25 protein-coding genes and 1 tRNA gene are annotated in these 24,040 nt (G+C 63.2%); 21 read left to right on the top strand and 5 right to left on the bottom strand.

Going from position 1 to position 24,040, the window contains the following annotated elements:
- The first annotated feature begins 1 nt into the window (after position 1).
- From AKI39_RS03190 to AKI39_RS03170, 5 genes are all read left to right on the top strand, one after another.
- Positions 2-931, top strand: coding sequence for a baseplate assembly protein (locus AKI39_RS03190; RefSeq protein WP_066632339.1), 930 nt, complete (start codon positions 2-4; stop codon positions 929-931).
- Entirely contained in the window at positions 924-1,541 is a 618-nt protein-coding gene (locus AKI39_RS03185) for a phage tail protein I (protein WP_066632338.1), read from the top strand. The genes AKI39_RS03190 and AKI39_RS03185 overlap by 8 nt, the downstream gene beginning before the upstream one ends.
- The gene (locus tag AKI39_RS03180; protein WP_066632336.1) at positions 1,538-2,860 is read left to right on the top strand and encodes a phage tail protein; all 1,323 of its coding nucleotides are present in this window, start codon (positions 1,538-1,540) and stop codon (positions 2,858-2,860) included. Before AKI39_RS03185 ends, AKI39_RS03180 begins: the two co-directional genes overlap by 4 nt.
- Before the next feature lie 505 nt (positions 2,861-3,365).
- Entirely contained in the window at positions 3,366-3,929 is a 564-nt protein-coding gene (locus AKI39_RS25390) for a hypothetical protein (protein ID WP_145925179.1), read from the top strand.
- Positions 3,926-4,270: a phage tail protein gene (locus tag AKI39_RS03170; protein WP_083228589.1), complete on the top strand. Its 345-nt coding sequence runs from the start codon at positions 3,926-3,928 to the stop codon at positions 4,268-4,270. Before AKI39_RS25390 ends, AKI39_RS03170 begins: the two co-directional genes overlap by 4 nt.
- Here AKI39_RS03170 and AKI39_RS03165 read toward each other — a convergent pair.
- Positions 4,267-5,277: a tyrosine-type recombinase/integrase gene (locus AKI39_RS03165; RefSeq protein ID WP_235610737.1), complete on the bottom strand. Its 1,011-nt coding sequence runs from the start codon at positions 5,275-5,277 to the stop codon at positions 4,267-4,269. The two genes, AKI39_RS03170 and AKI39_RS03165, sit on opposite strands and share 4 nt — an antisense overlap.
- A 408-nt stretch (positions 5,278-5,685) precedes the next feature.
- Here AKI39_RS03165 and AKI39_RS03160 point away from each other — a divergent pair, with 408 nt between their 5' ends.
- The 8 genes from AKI39_RS03160 to AKI39_RS03130 all read left to right on the top strand — a co-directional run bounded on the left by AKI39_RS03160 (position 5,686) and on the right by AKI39_RS03130 (position 13,125).
- The gene (locus AKI39_RS03160) at positions 5,686-6,477 is read left to right on the top strand and encodes a DNA adenine methylase (RefSeq protein ID WP_066632331.1); all 792 of its coding nucleotides are present in this window, start codon (positions 5,686-5,688) and stop codon (positions 6,475-6,477) included.
- A 126-nt stretch (positions 6,478-6,603) separates the two neighbouring features.
- The gene (locus tag AKI39_RS03155; RefSeq protein WP_066642032.1) at positions 6,604-7,782 is read left to right on the top strand and encodes a phage tail sheath protein; all 1,179 of its coding nucleotides are present in this window, start codon (positions 6,604-6,606) and stop codon (positions 7,780-7,782) included.
- Between the two features lie 58 nt (positions 7,783-7,840).
- A complete protein-coding gene (locus AKI39_RS03150) occupies positions 7,841-8,362 on the top strand; it encodes a phage major tail tube protein (protein ID WP_066632329.1) in 522 nt (173 codons plus the stop codon).
- 14 nt (positions 8,363-8,376) lie between these two features.
- On the top strand, positions 8,377-8,733 hold the full coding sequence (locus AKI39_RS03145; protein ID WP_066632326.1) for a phage tail assembly protein: 357 nt from the start codon (positions 8,377-8,379) through the stop codon (positions 8,731-8,733).
- Between the two features lie 8 nt (positions 8,734-8,741).
- The gene (locus AKI39_RS24810; RefSeq protein ID WP_076879655.1) at positions 8,742-8,858 is read left to right on the top strand and encodes a GpE family phage tail protein; all 117 of its coding nucleotides are present in this window, start codon (positions 8,742-8,744) and stop codon (positions 8,856-8,858) included.
- A 2-nt stretch (positions 8,859-8,860) separates the two neighbouring features.
- Positions 8,861-11,626 carry a phage tail tape measure protein gene (locus AKI39_RS03140; protein WP_066632324.1) on the top strand — a complete coding sequence of 922 codons (2,766 nt, stop codon included), beginning with the start codon at positions 8,861-8,863 and terminating at the stop codon, positions 11,624-11,626.
- Positions 11,627-11,635: 9 nt separating this feature from the next.
- Positions 11,636-12,100 (top strand): phage tail protein, encoded by a 465-nt coding sequence (locus AKI39_RS03135; protein WP_066632322.1) that lies wholly within the window; start codon positions 11,636-11,638, stop codon positions 12,098-12,100.
- A gap of 50 nt (positions 12,101-12,150) precedes the next feature.
- On the top strand, positions 12,151-13,125 hold the full coding sequence (locus AKI39_RS03130; RefSeq protein ID WP_201258544.1) for a contractile injection system protein, VgrG/Pvc8 family: 975 nt from the start codon (positions 12,151-12,153) through the stop codon (positions 13,123-13,125).
- 117 nt (positions 13,126-13,242) lie between these two features.
- Here AKI39_RS03130 and AKI39_RS03125 read toward each other — a convergent pair whose 3' ends face one another.
- Positions 13,243-13,698 (bottom strand): helix-turn-helix domain-containing protein, encoded by a 456-nt coding sequence (locus AKI39_RS03125; protein ID WP_066632317.1) that lies wholly within the window; start codon positions 13,696-13,698, stop codon positions 13,243-13,245.
- An 82-nt stretch (positions 13,699-13,780) separates the two neighbouring features.
- On the opposite strand from AKI39_RS03125, the gene AKI39_RS03120 reads away from it, so the two are divergent.
- The 7 genes from AKI39_RS03120 to AKI39_RS03105 all read left to right on the top strand — a co-directional run bounded on the left by AKI39_RS03120 (position 13,781) and on the right by AKI39_RS03105 (position 18,654).
- Complete coding sequence (locus AKI39_RS03120; RefSeq protein WP_066632316.1) at positions 13,781-13,984, top strand: helix-turn-helix domain-containing protein; 204 nt, start codon at positions 13,781-13,783, stop codon at positions 13,982-13,984.
- Positions 13,981-14,286, top strand: a complete 306-nt coding sequence (locus tag AKI39_RS24805) for an ogr/Delta-like zinc finger family protein (RefSeq protein ID WP_443102920.1) — start codon at positions 13,981-13,983, stop codon at positions 14,284-14,286. Before AKI39_RS03120 ends, AKI39_RS24805 begins: the two co-directional genes overlap by 4 nt.
- The gene (locus AKI39_RS03115; protein WP_066632315.1) at positions 14,283-14,702 is read left to right on the top strand and encodes a hypothetical protein; all 420 of its coding nucleotides are present in this window, start codon (positions 14,283-14,285) and stop codon (positions 14,700-14,702) included. The genes AKI39_RS24805 and AKI39_RS03115 overlap by 4 nt, the downstream gene beginning before the upstream one ends.
- Before the next feature lie 84 nt (positions 14,703-14,786).
- Entirely contained in the window at positions 14,787-15,077 is a 291-nt protein-coding gene (locus AKI39_RS03110; protein ID WP_066632314.1) for a hypothetical protein, read from the top strand.
- Positions 15,078-15,328: 251 nt separating this feature from the next.
- Positions 15,329-15,502 (top strand): hypothetical protein, encoded by a 174-nt coding sequence (locus AKI39_RS25695; protein WP_158515144.1) that lies wholly within the window; start codon positions 15,329-15,331, stop codon positions 15,500-15,502.
- Positions 15,503-15,599: 97 nt separating this feature from the next.
- Entirely contained in the window at positions 15,600-15,833 is a 234-nt protein-coding gene (locus AKI39_RS24800) for a helix-turn-helix transcriptional regulator (protein WP_076879654.1), read from the top strand.
- A 28-nt stretch (positions 15,834-15,861) separates the two neighbouring features.
- Complete coding sequence (locus AKI39_RS03105) at positions 15,862-18,654, top strand: toprim domain-containing protein (RefSeq protein ID WP_066632312.1); 2,793 nt, start codon at positions 15,862-15,864, stop codon at positions 18,652-18,654.
- 517 nt (positions 18,655-19,171) lie between these two features.
- Here the strand turns inward: AKI39_RS03105 and AKI39_RS03100 are convergent.
- The 3 genes from AKI39_RS03100 to AKI39_RS03090 all read right to left on the bottom strand — a co-directional run bounded on the left by AKI39_RS03100 (position 19,172) and on the right by AKI39_RS03090 (position 21,643).
- Positions 19,172-20,494 carry a tyrosine-type recombinase/integrase gene (locus tag AKI39_RS03100; RefSeq protein WP_066632311.1) on the bottom strand — a complete coding sequence of 441 codons (1,323 nt, stop codon included), beginning with the start codon at positions 20,492-20,494 and terminating at the stop codon, positions 19,172-19,174.
- Positions 20,495-20,676: 182 nt separating this feature from the next.
- Positions 20,677-20,767: transfer RNA gene (locus tag AKI39_RS03095), tRNA-Ser, on the bottom strand.
- A gap of 282 nt (positions 20,768-21,049) precedes the next feature.
- The gene (locus tag AKI39_RS03090) at positions 21,050-21,643 is read right to left on the bottom strand and encodes a cysteine hydrolase family protein (protein WP_066632310.1); all 594 of its coding nucleotides are present in this window, start codon (positions 21,641-21,643) and stop codon (positions 21,050-21,052) included.
- A gap of 252 nt (positions 21,644-21,895) precedes the next feature.
- Between AKI39_RS03090 and AKI39_RS03085 the strand changes: the two genes are divergently transcribed.
- Positions 21,896-24,028, top strand: a complete 2,133-nt coding sequence (locus tag AKI39_RS03085; RefSeq protein ID WP_066632309.1) for a YadA family autotransporter adhesin — start codon at positions 21,896-21,898, stop codon at positions 24,026-24,028.
- Positions 24,029-24,040: the final 12 nt, after the last annotated feature.

The following is a 24,040-nucleotide window of genomic DNA, read 5'->3' as shown; positions in this document are numbered from 1 at the left end:
CATGGCCGCTGCATCGACGCCTATCGACCTGTCCCTGCTCCCCGTTCCCGACGTGGTCGAGACGCTGGACTATGAAACCATCCTGGCGACACGCAAGGCAGACCTGCTCGCGCTGTGCCCGGTCGACATGCAGCCGGCGATCGCCGCGGTGCTGGCCCTAGAATCCGAGCCGCTGACCATTCTCCTGCAGGAAAACGCGCTACGCGAACTGACGTGGCGCCAGCGCGTGAACGAGGCGTGCCGCGCGGTCTTGGTCGCGACGGCGGTCAAGGCCGACCTCGACAACCTGGCCGCCCGGCACAACGTCACCCGGCTCCTTGTCTCCCCAGGCGACGACACTGCCTATCCTCCTGTGCCTGCGATTTACGAGACCGACGATTCTCTGCGCCAGCGCGTTCCGGAAGCGTTTGAGGGAATGTCGGTGGCTGGCCCGCGCGGCGCATACCTCTACCATGCCCGATCTGCTGACGGCGCGATCGCCGACGTGAGCGCGGTATCTCCAACGCCCTGCCAAGTAGTCGTTTCCGTGCTGTCACGCGAGGGCGACGGCACAGCCAGCGCCGACCTGCTCGCCAAGGTGGACGCCGCCCTGGACCTGGAAACGATCCGCCCGCTTGCCGACGAGGTGATCGTCCAGTCCTCCGAGATCGTGCCGTTCCAGGTCAAGGCCACGCTGTACCTGCGCAATTCCGGCCCTGGCCAGACCGAGGCGGTGAACGCCGCCATCTCGCGCGTGCAGGCATTCGTGTCGCGTGCGCAGCGCCAAGGGGCGTCCGTCTGGCGCACCCAGATCTCCGCGCTTCTCCACGTCGAAGGCGTGTCCCACCTTGACCTGGAAGAGCCTGCCGCTGACATCGTGCTCACCGCCGCGCAGGCGGCGACCTGCACCGACGTGATCGTCACCGCTGCTGTGGATACCGACAATGGCTAAACGTGACATGCTGCCCGCAAACGCCACGCCGCTGGAGCGCAGCACCGCGCTCGCGGCGGCCGGTATTGAGCGCGTCGAGATCCCGCTGCGCGCCTTGTGGGATCCGTACAACTGCCCTGAACCATTCCTGGTACATCTGGCCTCTGCGTGGTCGGTCGACCGCTGGGTAGAGTCCTGGCCGGTGGACGTGAAGCGCAGGGTCATCGCCGAGTCCTTCAACCTGCACCAGCGCAAGGGAACGCGAGCGGCCATTCGCAAAGCCGTCGAGCCGCTTGGCTTCGTGGTGGAATTCATCGAGTGGTATCGCATGGCGCCGAGGGGCGTGCCGGGCACATTCCGCCTGTCCGTGGGCGTGCTCGATACCGGGATCACCGAGGATCTGTATTACGAGCTGGAGCGGCTGATCGACGACGCAAAGCCGCTCAGCCGACACCTGATCGGCCTGTCCATCACCATGCAGACGGAGGCACAGGTGAACTATGCGGTCGCTGCCTACGACGGCGACACCATGACGGTCTACCCCTACATCCCCGAAGAGCTGGTGGCCACCGCTACCGCCGCCCCGGCTATCGGTCAACATATCATCGACACCGTGACGGTATACCCATGACTCAACAATTCTTCGGCCTCCTGACCCGTATCGGAGAGAACAAACAGGCAGCCGCCCAGGCCATTAATCGGCTGGTGCAAATTACGCATATGGCCGTGGGCGACGGCGGCGGCGCCACGCCAATCCCCGATCGAGCGCAGACGGCGCTCATCGACGAGAAGCGGCGGGCGCCGCTGAACACGCTGAAGCAGGACGAGAACAATCCGAACTACCTAATCGCCGAGCAGGTGATCCCGGAAGACGCGGGCGGCTGGTACATCCGAGAAATTGGCCTCTACGACGCCGATGGGGATCTTGTGGCCGTGGCGAACTGCCCGGAGACGTACAAGCCGGTGCTCGCGGAAGGATCCGCGCGGGAGCAAATCGTGCGCCTGGTGCTGATGGTCGCCAGCACCGCCGCATTTGTCCTGAAGATCGACCCTGCCGTTGTCCTGGCCACGCGCAAGTACGTCGACGACAAGCTGCACAAGAACATTTCGGTTACGGGCGGCGCGACGGCCGATGCCGTGGCGCTCGACGGCGCCGGCGACATCCAGATTGTGGTCAAGGCATTGGACGTGAGTAAAGCCACCGCAGGCACCCTGCCGGTGCCACGGGGCGGTACCGGGCTTGCCTCCGTCGCCGCTGGGTCCTACCTAAAGGGCGACGGCGTGAACGCCTTGGTCCCTCGGACACCGGCGGAGGTCTTCCAGGATTTGCAGATCGCCGCCGCGATAACGCAAGCCCTCGCGTCGTACCCGAAGGCGTATTCGATCCTGGCGTTGCCAGCTCAGGACCAGGGCCCGATCCTGGTCATCGAAGCCGCCGAGATCTGGACCTGGGTAAGCACGGCATATTTCACCGGGTACAAATCTCCGCTTTGCGGCAGGCCCGTGGACGGCCACACGGTGAGCCCTCTACCCTCCGAGGTCGACGCGGTCGGCGGCTTGCTGAGCAAGACTGCCTACGGCGCGCTTTGGGGGTATGCCCAGCAAAACGGCCTGCTGGTCTCACAGGCCGTTTGGACGGCCAACGTCGGCGCGCACTACTTCGTCGACGTGGACGCCAACAATTTCCGGGTACCGGATCTGCGCAACATGTTCCGCCGCTACACCGGGACTGACGCTGACACTGCAAATGCGAGGGCACTGGGCAGCCGCCAGACGGCCCAGCTTCAGTCCCACGCCCACAATCTCCGATACAGCAACACGGCGGCTGCGTCTGGCGCCAACCAATCGGTCCTCGACGGCGGCGGCGCGCTGACGTACACCACCCTGGTCACCGGCGGAACCGAGACGCGCCCCGTCAACGCCGCTTATCACCCGCGAATCCATGCGTGACGTGCCTTTCACTGCAAATGCAAGGGCACTGGGAAGTCGACAGATTGACGCGTTCCGGTCGCACATCCACAATCTCCAGAGCGGCGCCAATGTGGTCGGCGGCGGCACCGGTCCGACCGCGAATCTGCCGAATACCGGCGGAACGTTCGTGCTGACTTCCATCGCACCAACTGGCGGTTCAGAAACCCGCCCAACGAATACCGCGTTTTCGCCGAGAATCCACGCATAGATTAGGCATGAATACGCGGATGAAAAACGACGTTGACAGGCCGCGTTTCCGACGACGTCCGCGCCACCCGGCTGGCATCGAAGTTGAACCCATCGAAGCCGGCCGCCGACGTTCCGGTCCAAAACGCTTGCGGCTGAGGCATAAGCTGGAAAACTCCCGTAGCCAACTCTATCTGCGTACCGGTAGCCGGGATGGAGCCGTAGATGTTTTGGAAGGCGTCCAGTTGTCGGCCGCCGAATGCCCTTGCATTTGCAGTGAAAAGGACGTCAGGCATGGATGCGAGGATGGAAGGCGGTGTTCGCCGGGCGCGTTTCTTTCCCAACATTCTCGCCGGACGTCATTACGTTGATGTCCAAAGACGCATTGATCGAGATGGGGCCGGCCATGTCTTTCAATGCAAGTGCATCCGAGGATCCGGCGGTGCCAAGGGTATTTGGAAACGAGCCCGAGGAGGCGGACCGAAGGGCGTGCCGGTGGCCGCCGATGGCTGCGGACTGGCGCGATCCCAGCGCTCTCGCATTTGCAGTGAAAGGTACGTCAAACATGGATGCGCGGACAAAAGGCGGTATTGAGAGCGCGGGTTTCGGTGGACGCGCGGATCTGTCTCGCATTGTCGATGCTGAACCCGACTATGCCGACGACGCTCGACGTGCTGCCTGTGTTTACCGGCAAAGGCTGGGGCACAGGATGGTTAACGAAGACTCCATCGGCGACCTCAGTCTGCGACACGCGCAGCACAGAGTTCACGTTGCCAGAGAACCGCTGGCCAGCGTCGGCCTGCCGAGTTCCCAGCGTCCTCGCATTTGCAGTGCAAATCCAACCTATGAAGGTGAATTGTGAAAACCAAGACCGTTTTTCAGACAAATCTCGATGGACTCTTCCTCTACGAAACCATCGCCAACGAGCTTGCCCTGCAGGCTGGCAGCTTCAATGTGCCCTATGGGGCGGTGGAGAGTCCCCCGCCGCAAGTAGCGGAAGGACAGGTGGCACGCTGGACCGGCGCCGCCTGGGAAAGTGTGGAGGACCACCGCGCCGCCGCGCTGTACGTGGTCGACACCAGCGAGCAGTACACGCACGGCAGCGTGATCGAGATAGGCGGCGACCAGGTGGCCTACGCCGGTTGGGGGCCGATACCGGATTGGCTTACGGCCACCGCGCCGGTCGCGCAAGTTGGCGACTAAGCGGCCTCAAGCAGCAGGCGGCTCTCGCGAATCTCGGCGATCTGCCGCCTGCCTAGCGCGCTCCGCGCAAGCTTCTGTGCGAGTTCCCTGCCAAGCGGGTGGTAATAGCGTAGAAGCATCCGCGTATCCACATTGCCGTTGACCTTCGCCAATTCGTGGATCTCGAACACCGTCGCTAAACGCGATGTGCCTTCATGGCGCGCGTCATGGAACCGGAGGTCGTTGAAGTAAGCCGGGTTCGGCCGCCGACCGTTGGTCTTGCACAGCGCTTCATACTGGCGCCTGGCCCGTTGGCGCGCGCGGATAAACGCCCGTGTCACCGAGCCTGGCTGCATAGAAAAAATGCGGCCGCGCATGGGCTTACCGACCACCCACTGCCTCAACGCCTCCCGTGCCACGGGCGTCAGGGGGACGTCCCTTGACCGGCCATTCTTCGAGTGCGGGATATGGATAACGCCGTGCTGCAGGTCCAAGTTCTCACGCCTGACGCCGACTATCTCCGACCTTCGCATGCCGGTTTCCACGGCCACGGTCAAGATAGTCGGTAGCTCCTGAGATTGGGTGGCGCGCATAAGCCATACCACCTCTTGCCGCGGGCAATCCGCCTCGGAAAGACCTCGCAACCGGATGCGATCAAGGAAACGGCGATCGCGCGCGTCGTCGACAGCAGGCCGGCGCACGAGCTGCACCGGATTTGCCAGCGCATCGAACCCCCAGTCCTTCCGGATAACCGTGTAAACATGCGATAGAAGCGCCAGGCGCCGCACCACCGTGGACGCGGCGCACTCTGCCTGCCAGGCATCTCGGATCGCGATCAGATCGGTGTTCCGTATCCGATCGACCGGCCGCTGCGCGAGACGCGTCCCGAGCCAAGCGCGGGCGATCGAGCGCTCCTGAACGTATCCCTTTTTCGTGGATGACACCTCGTTGAGATACCGATCCAATGCCTGTGCCAGCGTAGGCATGCTTTCACGAAGACGGCGCGCTTTGATTCCCGCAATGTTCATGGCTCAAATGGCCCAAGTATCCGACAAATCGCGGCCCTCCAAAGCGGTGAAAAAGTCCGGCATGGCGTCGCTTTTCGAACGACCGGCGCGCGCGGCCGGTCGGCTCGTGCGCTGCGTTTGTGGCTATCCGCGATACGGACGTATGCCATCGCGTGCAGGGCAACGGCAAGGCAAACTTGAACTGTTCGTCGGATCTCAAGATCCGCACAGCACCTGGCGTGCGAGCGCCAAAGAGAACCGCCCAGCGCAAGGGCTGGGCGGTGAACACTAACAGACGCGGCGACATGGTAGGTGCGGGAACACCTTTCCATGCCCCGTACCAGCAGAGGAAAGCTGCCAGAACGGCCAGGGCCGCGCCACCTGTCGACAGGCGGGGTCAGGCTACCACTTCCCCCTTCAAATCACCAAATGGCTACCCCCATCATCCCCTGGATCGGCGGCAAGCGTCGTCTCGCCGATCGCCTTCTCCCGTACTTCCCGCCGCACGAGTGCTATGTCGAGCCCTTCGCCGGCGGCGCCGCCATGTACTTCATGCGTCCGGTGCCGGCCGACGTCGAGGTCATAAACGATGTCAATCAAGAACTGGTCAACCTATATCGCGTCGTCAAGCACCACCTCGAAGAGCTGGTGCGTCAATTCAAATGGGCATTTTCCAGCCGCGAGATATTCCGGTGGCACCAGATCACGCCGACCGACACCCTGACAGACATCCAGCGTGCCGCACGGTTTTTCTACCTGCAACAATCGGCGTTTGGCGGAAAGGTCCAGGGACAGACCTACGGCGTGGCCACGACCGCGGCGCCGGGGTTCTCCGTGTTGCGGATCGAGGAAATGCTATCCGCCGCCTGGATGCGCCTGGCAAACACCTACATTGAAAACCTGCCGTGGCAGGAATGCGTCCGTCGCTATGACCGGGCGCACACGTTCTTCTTCATGGATCCGCCTTACTGGCAGACCGAGGGCTACGGCGTCGGCTTCGAATGGGCGCAGTACGAAGAACTGGCGGAAACGCTGCGCACGATGAAAGGCAAGGCCATGGTTACGCTCAACGACCACCCTGACATCCGCGCGCTGTTCCGGGACTTCACTATTGAATCGACCGACATCAAGTACACGGTCGGCGGCGGCGCCGGCGTTGACAGGTCCGAGGTCGTAATCTTCAGCTGGGACACGAAGGCACAGCCCGCTTCACTCTTCTAACCGCTGTTTGTCGCACAACCCTTTACGTATGCGCTCGCGTGTGATTCCGCGCGCACGCGAGCACACTTCTGCATGAACACCACGGCGCCCGAAAGCGCCCTTTCTCAACGTGCAGAGGCCCAGGAAATGGCGACCGACTATCACCACGGCGTACGTGTCATCGAGCTCGATGGCGGAACCCGTCCCATCCGAACTATTGCAACGGCCATCGTTGGCCTGGTGGTAACCGCGGCTGATGCCGACGAAGCCACCTTCCCTATCAACCGTCCGGTGCTGGTGACCAATGTGAAAACGGCCATGGGCAAGGCCGGCTCGACCGGCACCTTGCGCCGTGCCCTTGAAGGCATCGGCCTACAGACGAATCCAGTCTGCGTGGTAGTGCGCGTGGAAGAGGGGGCGACCGAGGCCGAGACCACGGCCAACGTGATCGGCGGCGTCTCGCCCACCGGTCAGTACCAGGGCGTGCAGGCACTACTGGCGGCGAAGACGAGCGGCCCGCTTGTCACGCCGCGCATCCTGGGCGCCCCAGGCTTGGATAACGCGGATGTGACCGCCGCGCTGGTCAGCGTCGCCCAGGCGCTGCGCGGCTTCGTGTACGCCTATGCATGGGACTGCGCAACCAAGGAAGATGTGGCGGCGTATCGCGAGACCTTCGGCCAGCGCGAACTCATGCTGATCTGGCCGGAGTTCACCAATTTCAACACCGTCACGAAAGCGACCGACCCGCTGTCGTCTGTCGCCGTGGCCTTGGGCCTGCGGGCGAAGATCGACGAGGAGGTCGGATGGCACAAGACCCTCTCCAACGTCGTGGTGAACGGCGCGACCGGTGTCACGAAGGACGTCTATTGGGACCTGCAAAGCACGGCCACCGACGCGGATTACCTGAACGCGAAGGACGTGACGGTGCTGATCAACAAGGAAGGCTTCCGATTCTGGGGTAGCCGAACCTGCGCCGGTCCCGACAGCCTTTATCCCTTCGAGAACTACACCCGTACGGCGCAGATCCTGGCCGACACGGTCGCCGATGCCCATATGTGGGCGGTCGATGCTCCGATGCACCCGACCCTCATCAAAGACGTCATCGAAGGCATCAACCGCAAGTTCGCGGAATTGAAGGCCCAGGGCTACATCATCGACGGCAGCGCCTGGTACGACGAGGAGCCGAATACCGTCGATGTCTTGAAGTCGGGCAAGGCGTACATCGACTACGACTACACGCCGGTGCCGCCGCTCGAAAACCTGGTGTTCCAGCAACGAATCACCGATCGCTACCTGCTGGACTTCGCAGCACGCGTGAACGCTTAACCCCTACGACGCGTCCGGTGGGCGCGTCCTATCACCACCATCCAATTGGAGTTGAGACATGGGTATGCCCCGTAAGCTCAAACAGATGAATGTATTCAACGAGGGCACGTCCTATCTGGGCCAGTGCACCTCGGTCACCCTGCCTAACCTGGAACGCAAGATGGAAGCGTACCGGGCGGGCGGGATGAACGGCTCGGCCAAGGTCGATCACGGCCTGGACGAAAACTCCCTGCAGCTGAAATGGAAGGTCGGCGGCTATACGAAGCAGATCTTGCAGCAGTACGGCGCGACGTCGGTCTCCGGGGTGCTGCTGCGCTTCACGCAGGGCTTCGAGCGAGACGATATCGACGGCGGCGGAGTGGACGCCGTCGAAGTTGTCGTGCGCGGCCGCCATAGCGTAGTCGATCGCGGCGAAGCCAAGGTCAGCGAAGACACCGAGTGGGACATCACCACCGAGTGCGTCTACTACAAGGAAACGATGAACGGCGAAGTTCTCGTCGAAATCGACATTCTCAACATGATCGAAATGTACGCAGGCGTCGACCGTATGGAAGCGCTGCGTAAGGCGATCGGCATCTAAGGAAGCATGAAACCATGACGAACCCAACCCCCGCCACAGCTGCCACCGCCAGCGAAACCGCTGCGGCCCCGGCGACCCCTACCGATCCCAATGCCGTCGAGTTGGACGAGCCCATCAAACGTGGGTCGACCGAGATCAAGTCCGTCGTCCTCATGCGGCCCAATGCCGGCGCGCTGCGTGGCACCACCCTCGTCGCGCTCGCGAATATGGACGTCACCGCATTGCAGACGGTCATCCCCCGCGTCACGAATCCGTCGATTTCGAGCGCGGAAGTCGCACTCATGGATCCGGCCGACCTGGCCGCGATCGGGACGAAGGTCGCCGGTTTTTTGCTGACGAAGCAGGACCGCGCGGCCTTCCCCGGACTGTAGAAGATCCGATGGCGGACATCGCGGTGGTCTTCCACTGGCCGCCCGCCGCGATGGACGCGCTATCACTGACTGAGCTGATGGACTGGCGCGAGCGTGCACGCGTCAGAGCCACACCGGAAGAGTAACGATGGATAAGACCCTTCAGCTGCGCGTCATTACCGCGATCCAAGACAAGTTGAGCGGCCCTCTGAAGAAGATCATCGGCGCGAGCACGGGCACCGCGCAAGCCCTCCAAGATCTGCGCAGCAGGCTCAAGGGGCTGGAAGATACCCAACGCCAGGTTGGCAAGTTTCGCGACCTGTCTAAAGGTCTCTCCACTACCCGCGGCGACCTGCAGGCGACCCAGGACCGTATCCGGGGCCTGGCTGCCGAGATGAAAGGAGCCGGCACGCCGACGCGGGCTATGCAGAGGGATTTCGATCGCGCGGTCGTGAGCGCCGGCAAGCTGAAGGAACAGGCCAGCCAGCAAGCCCAGCAGCTTCAAGTCATGCGCGATCGGCTCGGCGCGGCAGGGGTGTCGACCAGCAGCCTCGCCCAGCACGAGCAGGACCTGCGAAGCCGCATTACGGCGACCACGGCCGCCATGTCAAAGCAGGTCGAGCAGATGGACGCCGTAACGGCGCGCCAGAAGGCCATGAGCGCCGCGCGTGACAAGCTGCATGCCGCACAAGGGACGGCGGCCAATATGGCGATCGCCGGCTACGCCGCCCGCAGCGCAGGCATGCATGGCCTGCATGGTCTGGAGGGCTCCCTGGAGCAATCCAAGGACTTCGAGCGCGAAGCCGTGCGCATTAAGGCGCTGGGCCTTGGGGATCACGCCACCGAGGACGCCGCCAAGTATGCCCGCGCGATGAAGCAATACGGCACGTCGACCACCGACAACATTGTGCTGATGCGGGATGCCCTGACCATCTTCGCCGACGAACACCACGCCCAGATGGCCATGCCGACGTTGGCGAAGATGAAGTTTGCGAACGAAGCGATGTACGGGAGCGGAGAAGCGAAGGCAAACGAGGAAGCCTTCATGAACATGCTCAAGGTGATCGAGCTGCGAGGTGGCGCGAAGGACCAGGCGTCGTTCGATCGCGAGGCAAACATGGTGCAGAAGGTGCTGTCGGCGACCGGCGGGCGAGTCGGCGGGGACCAATGGCGTGACTTCATCCAGCGGGGCGGCGTGGCTGCCAAGCAGTTACGGAACGACGCCTTCTACTACCAGATGGAACCGCTGATCCAGGAAATGGGCGGCCATGCGGTGGGCACCGGCCTCATGAGTGCATACAGCAATTTGTACCAGGGGAAGACCACCGTGCGCGCGGTCAGCGAGCTGATGAAATACGGCCTGGTCAATCCCAAGATGGTCGAGTACACGAAGATCGGCACCGTGAAGCGCGTGGCGCCTGGCGCACTTACCGGTGGTGAGCTTTTCAAGGCATCCCCCCTGGAGTGGGTCGAGCAGGTCTTGCTGCCGAAGTTGGCTGCAAAGGGGGTAACCGACCCCGGCGCCATCAACGACGCAATCTCGTCGATGATCACCAACCGCACGGGGGCCAACCTGTTCACGACGCTGGTCATGCAGGCGCAGCAAATCCACAAGAACGAACGGCTGAACAAGGGCGCGGCCGACATCGACCAATCGGTCTCTCTGGGAAAGACCCTGACCCAAGGCCGCGAAGTCGAGGTGCTGGCCCGGTGGCGCGACCTCCAGCTTGAACTCGGGGAAAAGATCTCCCCGCTTTATAACGGTGTGCTGCGCATCACGGCGGCGGCCACGGAGAAGGTGACCGACTTCATGCAAAAGCACGCCACCACGGCGACGGTCCTTGTCTCCGCGTTGACGGTGCTCGCCGGCCTCATGGTGGCCGGTGGCACGCTTACGATCGGCCTGGCCGCCGTAATCGGCCCGCTGGCCATCGTCCGATTCGGTCTGACGACGCTGGGTGTCCAAGGCGGCCTCGGCGCGCGTGCACTAAGTCTGCTGGCCGACGGCTTTCGACTCGCCGGATCAGCGATCATGTTCGTTGGCCGCACCATGCTCCTGAACCCTATCGGGCTGACGATCACGGCGATCGCCCTAGCGGCCGCCCTGATATACGAGTACTGGACGCCCCTCAAGGCGTTTTTCAGCGATCTATGGGCGAAGGTTGCCTCGACGTTCGAGAACGCCGTACAGGCCGTTTCCGGGGCCGCGCAGCGCATCTGGGATGGTGCGGTGTCCGTCTTTGGCTCCATGTGGGCATCCATCACCGGGATTTTTAACGGCGGGGTTACTGGCCTGGGCTATGCGCTCATGAACTGGAACCCCCTGCAGCTGCTCTATGACGTTATCTCAGGCGCCCTGGCTACCCTTGGCATCCAGCTACCGGCGAAGTTCACCGAGTTCGGCGCGATGCTGATGACCGGCCTGATCAGCGGCATCACCGGCATGGCCGGCGCGGTGAAGGACTCGATAGTCGGCATGGGTGACGACGTGGTCGGGTGGTTCAAGGACAAGCTGGGCATCCGGTCGCCCAGCCGCGTATTTATCGGCCTGGGCGAATTCGTGTCGCAGGGCGCAGCCATCGGCATCGCGCGTCAGCAACCCTTGGCCGTCGATGCGGCGCGCGCGCTGGCCGGCGCGATCGCGGTAAGCGGGGCTCTGGCGGCGCCAGCGGCCTTGGCGTTCGAGCCGACCGGCAGCGACGGCCAACCGCTCAGCTTCGATACCCGTGCGCCAATCGCGGCGGCGGCCGGCGGCCGTCAGATCGTCATCCAGGGCGACACGATCACGATTCAGCTGTCGCCGGCCGGCGGGGCGGACACCGAAGATCTGGCCCAGCAGATCGGGCGAATTCTCGACCAGCGCGATCGCATGAAGGCCGCACGGATCCGTTCCCAGCTATCTGACGTCGCATAGGACCCCGCCATGATGATGTGCATCGGCATGTTCGTTTTCGGCCTGCCCACAATCGCCTACCAGACGCTGCAGCGCCACACTGACTGGCGGTACGCGAAGAACTCCCGGATCGGCGCACGGCAAGCGTCTCAGTACATTGGCCCCGGCGACGACGTGATAACGCTGTCGGGCTGGGTAGCCCCCGAGTTAACCGGCAGCGCAGCGTCAATCGATCTGGTGCGCAGGATGGCGGGAACAGGCAAACCCTACCTGCTGCTAACCGGCGCCGGGGTGGTAATGGGCGCGTACAAGATCAACTCCGTCGACGAGACCCAGACACTGTTCTATATCACCGGCCAGGCCCGGCGCATTGAGTTCAGCATCGTGCTCGAATGCGTCGATAACAGCCAGGCGCGCTCGCTACTCGGTGACGGCCTACAGATTCCGGTCGACCTGATGAACGGCTCGCCGGCGGACTGGAGCATCTTTCAGTGAGGCGCGCCTTCGACGTCCCACTCTGGCGCGTGACGTTGGGAGATACGGACTTGACCGGCGTTTTGAAGCCGCGGCTCATATCGCTCGGCGTCACCGAGTGCCGTGCGGAACAGGCCGACCAGCTCGACATCGAACTGGACGACACGGACGGCGCCTTGGCGATCCCGGCGAGAGAGGCAGTGCTACGTGTCTACCTAGGCTTCCAGTCGACCGGCATGGTCGACAAGGGCACGTACACGGTCGACGAAGTGGAATACTCCGGTGCCCCCGACACCATCACCGTAAGGGCGCGGAGCGCCAACCTCACAAGCGAGTTGCGTACCCGCACCGAACGCAGCTTCCACAAACAGAAAATACGCGACATCGTCGCCGTGATCGCGAAGGCCCACGGCCTGAAGTCCGAGGTCGCGACTTTCGGCGACGTGGTGGTACCCCATATCGACCAGACCAACGAATCTGACATTGCCTTCCTGAATCGCATCGGCAAGCGCTACGACGCCGTTGCAACGGTGAAGGAAGGACGGCTTCTGTTCATCCCGATCAAGGGCGGCCAAAAGGTTGACGGGACCGATCTGCCGGTACATACCATCTATCGCACGGATGGCGACAAATTCCGATACCACGTGGCCGATCGGGACGCCTATACCGGCGTTCGGGCCTTCTGGCAGGACAAGCGCCACAAGACGCGGCGCAGTGTTGTCGCGGGTGTGATCGGGAACGCCAAGCGGCTACACGAAACGTTCGCGAGCGAATCCGACGCCCTGGATGCGGCGCGTGCTGAGTGGGAACGGATCAAGCGCGGTACCGCCACCATGACCTACGATCTCGCCTTCGGCGACCCGTCGCTGTCGGCCCAACACAAAGTCCAGTTCCCCGACATGAAGCAGCCGGTCGGCGAGACGGTATGGCTTATCAAGCAGCTGCGACACACGCTCAATGAAGCCCAGGGACTGACCACAAGTATCGAAGCAGAGACAAATGCCGTCGATGTCGAGCCCGGAGACCCGGACGATACCGATTCATAGGTGCGTCCAGTCTTCACGGGTCCTGCAAAATTTCATAATCAGTTACGAGCCGGCTTCCCGGACCCCCGAAACGAAACGTGGATGACGTTCCCCTGACAGCGGATGCACTTGCCCCGTTCAGGCGGCTCGCGACGACTTTTTTCGCGGTCTCTCCAGGTCGGCGAAATTGCGGACGAAGGTCTCGAACATCACGTTTATACGGGCCTTGTCACCTCGGCTGAGCCGGTCGTATTGCTCGCGTGTGACGCTAAACGGCCATTCCGATTGGACGCGAGCCGCCCGGGGCGCAGGCATCCCGGTCGCGAACTGGGCAATGCGGTCTATTTCGCTTTGTAATCTAGGGCTGAAGTCGCCTACCGAGACCTGCAACGCTTCGGCAAACAGCACCGCTGCATTGATGTTGAGCGCCGCCTTCGCGTTCAGATAATGGCTCACCCCGCTCTGGTTCGAGAACCCCAGTCGCGCGGCAAGGCTTTCCTGCGTGAGACGTAGTGGTTGCTTCTTGGCGTTGAAAATCGCCTTGAGTCGCGCCGCATCTTCTATCTGCTCACGGCTGAGTATGTTTGTCGCCATCGTGCAACTTTATTAGGACACGTACTATTTTAAAAATGAGATTCATATTGCAATAGAATAGTAATGACCGTACTATTTATGCATGAACCCCACCCGACGCATCCGCCAAACCCTTGGATTGACCCAGGCCGAGTTAGCTACCGCCCTTGGCATAAGCCAATCGCTTGTGTCGCAGTACGAACGTGGGCGCCAAGAAATGCCACCCGACACCGCGCGGCGCCTCATCCAGTTCGCCCAGACCCGCGGGAAACGCTTCACCTTCAACGACATTTATCTCAACCAATGACCACTTCGACGCTGACACCACAACGCGCGAACGGCATTCGGATGCAATGCCCGCACTGCGACACCCCATCGCTGGTCCGATCGAGCCGCGCGCTTTCGCGAACCCTTCGCGAGCTGGAATTTCAGTGTCACAACCATATTTGCGGGCACACCTGGGTCGCCACGTTGGAGGCCGTACGCACCCTCTCCCCTTCTTCCATGCCGCATCAAGAAGTTCACCTTCCACTGTCCCCTGTTACCGAGCTGCGCCGCGCCGCGGCTGAGCTTCGGAACGACCCACGCCAAGGGAGCCTTTCCGTATGAACGTCCAACCCCTGCGGCAGCGCGCCGCGATAGTACCCGGTCCGCTGTCGCACAGCTGTATCCCTTCTCAAGATGAGCTGCGCGCGGAGGCGTACGAGTTTGTGCGGCTGCATTTCCGGGCCGATGGACGCCCCTATGCCGCCATGGACAAGAACCTGCTGCTGGAGCGCGTCACCGCCTTCCTGATGCAACGCGCGGAGGTCTCAGCCGATACCGCCTCGACGCTCGCCGCCCACGCGATCTGCGAATACCTGAGCACTCAGGCCCGTGTGGCGATCGATATCGACCGCAGCACTGCCTATGGCATTGTGGTGATCGACCGCGCTACGAATAGCAAGCGCATCGTCTCCGCATTCGAGATCTCTCAGCTGCTCACCGCCCAAGCGCTTCTCGCCGGCACGGCCACGCCCCACTAAGCCAGCGTTCCCACCCTATCCCAGCGTTGCCCGATCGACGGTCTCCCGGCCGCCGCCGGATTCTTGTTGCCTAAAGGAACAGAAATGCAGCATCCCTCGCCTGACCAGCCCGTACTACTGCCAACGACGGTGTGGCAGCTGAGCGCTCTTGACCGACTCCTAACCCGGCTGATCTGCCCCGAAGGAAAGTTCGACGCCGCGCTCATCCTCCGAGCGGCAGATGGCGACAAGGAGTTGTATGCCGCAATGCTGTGCGCGCTCATCAACGTTCAGACGTCCGCACGCCGGACCATCGATCGCTATGACCGTCAGAGCGGCGGCATGCTGCCCTTGCCTGCCAGCCACTACTACGGCCGCGGTCGCCAGCCCCATTGACCTCATGGCACCCACACGCGACGAACTGAACAAGGCGCACCGCGCCGCGCACCTTCGGGGATCCCTCGACGAGGCTCTGCGCAGTCCCGTGCTGGCCCGATGCCTGGCGATCACGGCAGAAGCGCTAAGCAAGGCCGCAGGACGTCGTGAGCCGGCGCCTCACCAAGCAGGCGCCTCGACCGTTGCTCCTTCCCAACCCGCAGCCCCGCGCGACTTCAAGCGTGCGTGCGCCGCTGACATAGACGACTGACATGAACCACGACCACCTCATATGGCTCAACAAACTGTTGAGCCTGATCAACGCCTACCGTGCCTTGCCCTTTCCCGCGATGAACGAAGACCAGGTGCTTGCGCTGGGCAATGCCCGCATCGAAATCCTTCGTCACGTGCAGACCCTTTTCCGTTCCAACACGCCGCGCTCATGAACACTACCGGTGAATCGTTCCAACTATCGTCCACGCCGATCTGGGTCCGTCCCATCGCCACGGCCCTGGCGGTACGCGGCAATAGCGAGGAGACAGCATGAGCACGGGCAGCGTATTGAAAGAACTGGCAGGTGAGGCCCTGTATTCGTGGGCAGACATCGCGCCGTTTGTGCGCATCGGCCGAGAGACCTGGCGACGCCACGTCCTTGCAGGAACCGCGCCGCAGCCCGTAAGGCTTAGCAGCCGCTGCACACGTTACCGTGGCCGCGACGTGCTGGCCTGGATCGAATCACCCGCAACTTATCGCGCCGGCACAGTAGGCCAGAAATAATATGCAAGCAACATCACAGAACCCCGCGATGGCTAAATGGTTCGGTCGAATCAAGAGCGACATCGACCTGCATGATCTGGCCGAGCGGCTGGGCTTGAAGCGTCAGGGGAGCCGTGGCAACTACCACAGCCCGGGGCACACGGACACGAACGCTTCGCTTTCCATTTACGAGAAGGAGGGCAAGCGCGGATGGATGGATTGGTCTGCCGATACCGGAGGCAGCACCATCGATCTGATGATCTACTGCGGCAAGGCCGGCGACCCGCTGGAGGCCGCGAAGATGCTCGGGCAATGGTACGGAATCCCGATGCCAGAAATGCCCAAGCCAGGTGACGCTGCGCCTGCTGAGCGTAAGAGCACCGTCGACTACATCGCCGACCGTTGCCAGGCCGATGCCAAGCCGGCCGTGGCCTATCTGTCCGGGAGAGGGATAGCCGAAGCCGTGATCGAGCGCGCGATCGCGCAACGCTCAGTCGGCTGGAACACCTGGGTTAGCGACAAGGTGCCAGCCGGGGAGGCCGGGCACGGCGGGCCGGCGGCGGCGTTCATCGTACGCTTCCCGGATACCTCGCGCGTGGCGGCCGTCGACCTACGCTATGTCGATCCTGCGATCAACGGCGGCGTGAAGACGCAGTGTCAAGGCGAGAAATTGGGTTATGGATGGACGAGCGACCGCCGGCGCCTGGATCGCGCCCACACGGTGTACGTGGTCGAGAGCCCGATCAACGCGCTGTCCGTCGAGTGCGCTGGCCTGCCCTCCGGCACGGCAGCTTTCGCGATCCGCGGCACCGGCAACGTGGAAGCGATCGATTGGACGTTCCTGCGTGGCAAGAGCGTGCGCATCGCACTTGACCACACCGACGCGGTGAATGAGCGCACCGGCCGGCGCCCAGGGCTCGCGGCGGCATGGCGCTTGTCCGAGATCCTGACCGCGCTGGACATCAGCTCGATGCTGGTCGACATGCAGGATTGGGAGGACGGCGAGGATATAAACGACGTGCTGAAAACGAGCGGTGCCGACGAGCTGACGCGCCGCCTGAAGATGCTCGAAGCGTGGCTGATCCCGGGCATGCCCGGCGGCGGCGATCGCATGGAAGGCACGCGCCGGGTATTCCTGCCGGGCCACGACTTCGGCGTGTATTGGCGGTACAGGGTGAAAGAGGACTTCACGCAGTACGTCGCCAAGTTCAAGGACAGCTCCAAAGACGACGGCGAATCGTCGAGGTCGGAAGAACTGGAAGACCTCTGCTCGTTCCGCGTGGCGGGCTTTTCTCGGCTGCGCATTCAAAGCCACCTCGCTACCCTGAGCGGCCAGCCCGACACTCAACCCGAGACGGTATTCGGCGTGAGTGCCCAGGTGCCGCGCCACGGCAACGCGCTGCAGCGCGAGGTGGTCAACGATGATCGGCTCTACAACTTGGAATGGTGGCGCGCGAAGTTCGGCCAGGTGTGGATGCCGACTCAGTTCACCCGCATGCTGACCGTGCTCGAACGCACCGCCCATCTGGGCGCGCGCGACGTCGTGAATTTCGTCGGGCTCGCGTGGCGTGCCGGCGAGCCGGCCGCGCTGGAAGGCAGCGACTGCTACTTCCTGGAGCCGCAAAAGCAGTGCCTCTACTACAACATGCGGTTCCCGCGCGGCTCGCGCGATGCCGCCGCGACCGTGGTGCGCGCTTATCAGGCAACGTTCCATCACAACGCCGCCTCGATCGCTTTGGTCTGGGGCCTGGGCGCCCATATCAAGTCGATCCTGGGTTTCTATCCCCATCTGCAAATGCAGGCTCAGAAGGGCTCAGGCAAGTCCAAGCTGCTGGAGAGCCTGCAGGCCACGCTTTCCTTCCAGGTGCTATCGGGCCAGATGCTGAAAACGGACCACCGGCGCCGCGCTTCGGTGTCCTATACCACGCAGCCGGTCGGCTGGGACGAGTTCTCCAAGCTGCCCAAGACGGTGCTATCTGATATCGACGGCCTGCTGCAATCGACGTACCGGTTTGAGTTCACCCGCGTAGGCGCCACACTTACCCCTTATTTGATGTGCGCCCCCGTGCTGCTGGCCGGTGAAGAGGTCGACGTCGAAAGCCTGCAGTCCAAGATCTGCCGCACGTCGCTGTCGGTTGCCAAACAGGGCGACGTCATCCCGCACGACCTGCCGCAGTTCCCGATCTGGAACTGGCTGCAGTTTCTCGCCGAGCAGAAACCGGAGCGGATCCGCGAGCTGCATTTCAAGTGTCTGGCCAGGTGCGTGGCCCGCGCCCGGTCGGATGAAAGAGACGCCACAGCCAAGCGCATGATGGAGAACTACGCGGCCGTGCTGACGGCGTGGCTGCTCGTCGCCGAATTCGCCGGCTTTGATGCGCGGCAGGGGGACTTCGCCGAGGACCTGATCAGCGAGATGAACACCCATATCGCTGACACCAATGGCACGCGCCTGCCGTGGGTGTGGATCATGGAGATCCTGCTGTCCGAGCTGGAAGCCAAGCGCTTCGAGTACCCGTACGCGTGGGGCAAGGTGCAGACCGACGACGGCGAGGACACGCTGCTATACCTGCGCCCCAACCACGTCATGGACCACCTGTCCACCGCTTCGCATCTGCGCGGCAAATTCGACTCGCTGCCGATCAAGACCGGGCGGATCTTCAAGCAGCAGCTGATGCAATCGGGCGTCGTAGCCACCCAGGGCGGCAAGCCGATCGACAACGCCGACAAAATCATTCGCGGCCAGCGCACCGCGCGCCTCACCGCCATTAGCCTGTCCAAGCTGGAAGCCCTGGGCCTGTACGCCACCCCCTTTTTCGCCGGCGAGATTCCGAACGACCAATAGGCTGCTGGCCAACTTCCTCACCAGCCCGCCGACGCGGGCTTTTCTTCCACTGAATAACCATGCTCCAGTATCAACAATCCCCGGCACGCTGTTTCCCGGATCATGGCGGCGCGGAGCCGTCAAGGACTTTTCGCGGTCGTTTCGCCCCGTTTTCCGCCTGGACCCGGGGATAGGTGCGAAAAATACCGTGGATACACTTGATACAGCCACCCTAAATTGTTGATGTCTGAGAGTAATGTCCAATTCACTACCCTTCTAAAGTCCCACGGTTTCGTCTGAAAGTCCCACGGTTTCGCTGTCGCCACCGTGGGACCGTTTCTCCGTCATAGCGCCCTCTTTATTCTCTTTTCTCTTTAAAAATCAAGAAGAAAGAAGAAAGAGAGCGGGGAAATAGAAGGGATGGACGGTCCCACGGCCTGTAATATTGTGGATAACTTGTATCCACGGTTTCGGCCGGCGAAAATGGCGAAACCGTGTGATATGGGGACGCACTCAGGAAGCCTAAGCCCTTGAAATATCAGGCGTTCGGATTAGGCCCCACGGTTTCCCACGGTCCCACGCCTTTTCTGCTAGTACCCCCCTGACCACGCGCTCGCGCCTCGGCGCGCAGCTGGTCCAGGTAGTCGGCCCACTGCTGCATGAAGGCAATTCGCTCATCCAGAAACGCGGTGCGGTTGTACGCGCGGCCCAGGGGATCCGCGACCTTGTGGCTGATCTGCAGCTCCAGGATATTCGCCGGCACGCGCAGCCGTTCCTCAGCCAGCGTTCGTGCCGAAGCCCTGAACCCATGTGCCGTCATCTCGCCATGAAAGCCCAGGCGACGTAGCGCCAGGCGCACCGCACCTTCTGACAGCGGGCGTCCGCTGACGCGGCTGGACTTGAAAACCCAGGGCGTATGCCCGGTTAACCGCCGCAGCGCTTGAAGGATGGACAGGGCTTGGCGTGATAGGGGCACCAGGTGCGATTCCCAACCCGTGCGCGTGATCTTCGTATCGCCTTCAGCATCCGCGCGCCGTGCGGAGATCTCCCACATCGGCACACCCCACTCGCTGCCGTCCAGATCGAACTCGTCCCAGCGCGCCTCGCGCAACTCGACCGGACGTTGAAACACCAGCGGCGACAGCTGCAGCAGGCACCGCGTCGTCATTTCCCCGCGTTCGTAGCTGTAAAGCCCAAGCATCAGTTCGCCGAAACGCGCGGGTGACGTAATTGCTGCGAAGTGTTTGGCCTTGCGCGTGAGCACCGCGCCCTTCAGCGCCGCGGTCGGATCATTTTTTGCCCTGCCCCGCGCGATCGCATAGCGGAAGACCTGGCCGATGAAGCCGCGCAGGCGCCGCGCGGTCTCGGGGGCGCGCACCTCGACGCGGTTGAGAATCGCCAGGATCTCCGGCGACTCGACCTTGGATACGGGACGCGTGCCGATCCAAGGGAAAACGTCCTTTTCCAGCTTTTCGATCACCGACTCGACGTAGCCCTTGCTGGCGCCAGCGCGCGACTTGGATGTCCACATCGTGCGCGCGATATGCTCGAAGTCGTTACGCACGTCCTCCGTCGCCTTGAGTTTCGCCAGTCGCTTTTCCGCTGTGGGATTAAGGCCGCCGGCCAGCTGTTCACGAGCCGCCGCGTGCTTCTCACGCGCCGCGCGGGCCGAGACCGCGGGGTAAACACCCAGCGCCATCGTCTGCTGCTTGCCGTGATAGCGGTACTGGTACCACCAGTGCTTAGACCCGTCAGGCTTGACCAACAGCGACAGGCCGCCCCCATCGCTTAACTTGTACGCGCGGTCTCGCGCCTTCGCATTGCGGATCTGCAGGTCGCTCAGCTTCGCCAAGGCACCCATGTCGCTCTCCTGTTGTTATTTTTCGGCCGCCACGGCACGAAACCCTAAGATAACAACAAAAATAACAACAAGTGAATGGGTCACACAGGGGCAACGCGAGGCAACGCGGGGCAAACAAAAACCCGCAGAACCAATGTTCATGCGGGTTTTGGGGCAACGCGGGGCAATCTGAGGAATGTTCTTGGCGGACAGAGGGGGATTCGAACCCCCGATACGCTTTTGACGTATACACGCTTTCCAGGCGTGCGCCTTCAACCGCTCGGCCACCTGTCCTGATCCGATACTGCTACGGGCTGATGCAGCCCTTTTTGCCTTGCATGCCGTTTCCCGGTCCCGTCAACCCCATCCCAGCCCGGCGGTTTCCCCGGCCATTACTTGCTTGCCGAAGAAGCCCCAGCCGGTTTAGCGGGGAATAGACCCGTCAAACGGCAATCCGCGATTCTAGCAGACTTTTATTTACCCCGCCCTCGCCCACTGGCTCACCGGCACGCCGCCCCGCACCGCGCCCCCGCAACACCAGCCTCCCAATTTCCGCCACAACGCCCCCCACCCGCATCAAGGATGCGCGAACACCACCGCATCGCTCACTTCCACCTTGCAGAAGCGGCCGATGCTTTGCATGGAATTGGCATGCTCCTGCGCGCTGTGCGCGGCGCACAGGTCTTCCAGGACGATCATCTCGTAGTCCCGATCGTGGCCGTCGCGCACCGTGGCCTGCACCACGGCCTGCGTCGACACACCAGAGCAATAGATGCGCTGCACGTTCCGCGCGCGCAGCTGCACCTCCAGCGTCGTCGAATAGAAAGGGCTGACGCGATGCTTGACGACTTGCAGGTCGCCCGGCTTCTGTTCCAGCTCGGGATGGATCTCCGTGCCCCAGCCGCCCAGCTTGAACAGACCGTTCTGCTGAGCCGCCGAAAACACCGGGGATCCCTGCGGACATTCCGGATAGCCCTCCGAGAACCCCACGCGCACAAAGCCCACCGCGATACCGGCCGCACGCGCCTTGGCGATGGCCTTGGCGGTCTTGGCCACGAGTTGCCGCTCGCGCACTTGCTCGCCCATGGGCGTCTTGCCGTTGGGACCATCCGCATGGACCAGATCGTTCTGCATGTCCAGGACGAGGTAGATGGAACTGGGTTGTCGCATATCGCTTTCCTAAATTCGTTGGAGGGCCAGTCGAAGAACTGGATGCCGAGCCGCACATCCAGTATCTCACCGCCGATGAAGACGCCCATGTCAAAACCAAAAACCGCACGCGCTCGAGGAATTTTTTGACGCCATCTTCGGAATCTTTTCCACGCTAAATCAACACACGCGGGAAATCAGACGGAGAGTGAGATGACAAGAAGACCAAGTTCCCCCTCGAACCGACAGACCGCCACGAGACAAACGGGTTGCATGCATCGACGCGTCCTTCCTGCGTTGCGACGCGCTCACCGCATCATCGGCGTGGCCTCCTTGACGCTATGGGGAGGGTCGGGGGAAGCCTCCACCCCGCTGGGCCAGGCGACGGTCGCTTCGCCGGCGGCCATCGGCATCGGCGCCAGTGAACCGACCTGCACCACCACCGTCGGCGGGAACGCCTACGCTGGAATCGCCGCGGGTTGTGGCGCCAGCAGCGACGTCACGGACCCGACCGACTTCCAGCCCGGCCTGGGGTTCAATGGCGGTATCGCCGTCGGCGCCGGTACGACGACAACCGGTGCGAACGACATCGCGATCGGAAGCAGCAACCAGGCCCACGGTGACAGCGCCATCGTGTTCGGCGTCGGGGCGACCGGCGGCGTCGCCGGCACCAACGTGAACAACACCATCACCATCGGCGTCGATACCCGTACGACGGGCAGCAACGGGATAGCCATCGGCACTAGCACACGGGCAAGCGACACCAGCACGACGGCCGTCGGCCCGTGGGCGGCAGCCGTCCAACCCAATGCCACCGCGTTCGGCACGCTGTCACTGGCGGCCGGCATCGAATCGACCGCCCTGGGCTACGGCGCGAAAGTCCTGTCCGGCAGGGGTGTCTCCCTGGGCAGCCAGGCAACGGCGGAAGGCGGCTTTTCCGTGGCCCTGGGTAGCGGCGCGATAGCGCGCTCGACCGGCGCCTTCAACGGCTCGCCCATCGCCATCGGCTCGAACGCCAATGCCACCGGCGTGTATGGTTCGCCCAATCCGCTGGACCCGAACGGCTCGACTTTCGAGGCCATCGCCATCGGCAACGCCGCCACCGCGACCGGACAAACTGGCACGGCACTAGGCTGGACCAGTTCCGCGACGGGCTTGTGGTCGACGGCGATCGGCGGCGCGGCCGCCGCTACCGGGGCGCGGTCCACGGCGGTGGGCGTGACTGCGCAGGCCAGCGGCGCTTCGTCGCTGGCCGTGGGCTACGGCGCGGTGGCCACGCACGCCGACAGCGTCGCGCTCGGTCCAAGCGCGGCAACCACGGTGGGCGCGCGCACCAACTACGTGGCCTATGCGCTTGCCGCGCCGCGCACGTCCGCGGGCGAAATATCCGTGGGCAGCGCGGGCGCGGAACGGCAGATCACCAACGTGGCGCCCGGCGCAGCGCCCACCGATGCAGTGAACGTCAGCCAGCTGAACCAGATCGCGCAAAATACCGCCGGTTCCTTGGGGGGCGGCGCCGCGTATGACGCGACCAGCGGCACATACACCGGGCCCGTCTACTCCGTGGGCGGACAGGCATACAACAGCGTCGGCGACGCGCTGGGGGCGCAGGACACCATCGTGTCGACGCAGGGCGGCAGCCTGGCGTCGTACCTGGGCGGCAGCGCCACGTACAACGCCGTCACCGGCTCGATCGGCGGCGGTGTCACCATCAACGGCAACCGCTACGTCACCATGACGGACGCGATCGCCGACGTGCAGGAACTGGCGCTTGCCTCGGTCCAGTACGACAACGCCGACCATACGCAAGTCACGCTGGATGGGGCCACGGGCACGCGGATCACCAACCTGGCGCCCGGCGAGCTGAACGAAACGTCGACGGACGCCGTCAACGGATCGCAGCTGTACCAGACCAACACCACGGTCAACCAGCTCGTACAGGGCAAGGCCGGCCTGGTCCAGCAGGAAAGCGCGGGCGCGCCGATCACGGTCGGCGGCAACACCGGCGGCAGCACGGTCAATATGGCCGGCACGGCGGGCGACCGGCGCATCACCGGCGTCGCGGACGGCGTCGGCCCGAACGATGCCGCCACCATCAACCAACTCAATAATCTCTCGCAGGGCGTGAACGGCCAGGTCGCCCGCCTGAACAACCGCATAGATACCGTGCAGAGCCGCTCCAACGGCGGGATCGCCGCCGCGATGGCGATGGCCACCCTGCCCCAGGCCTATCTGCCCAGCCGCAGCATGCTCAGCCTGGGCGGCGCCACCTGGAATGGTGGAAGCGGTTATGCCGTGGGCTTGTCGACCGTCTCCGACAATGGATCGTGGGTCGTGAAGCTGTCGGGCGGGGCGTCGTCGCGCGGCGACTACGGTGGCGCGGTCGGCGTCGGCTATCAATGGTAAGCCCACCCTTGT

The organism is Bordetella sp. H567 (assembly GCF_001704295.1).
In the GTDB taxonomy this organism is placed as follows: Bacteria; Pseudomonadota; Gammaproteobacteria; order Burkholderiales; family Burkholderiaceae_B; genus Bordetella_C.
The sequence above is the reverse complement of the archived record's forward strand: the minus strand, read 5'-3'. Positions and strand labels throughout refer to the sequence as shown.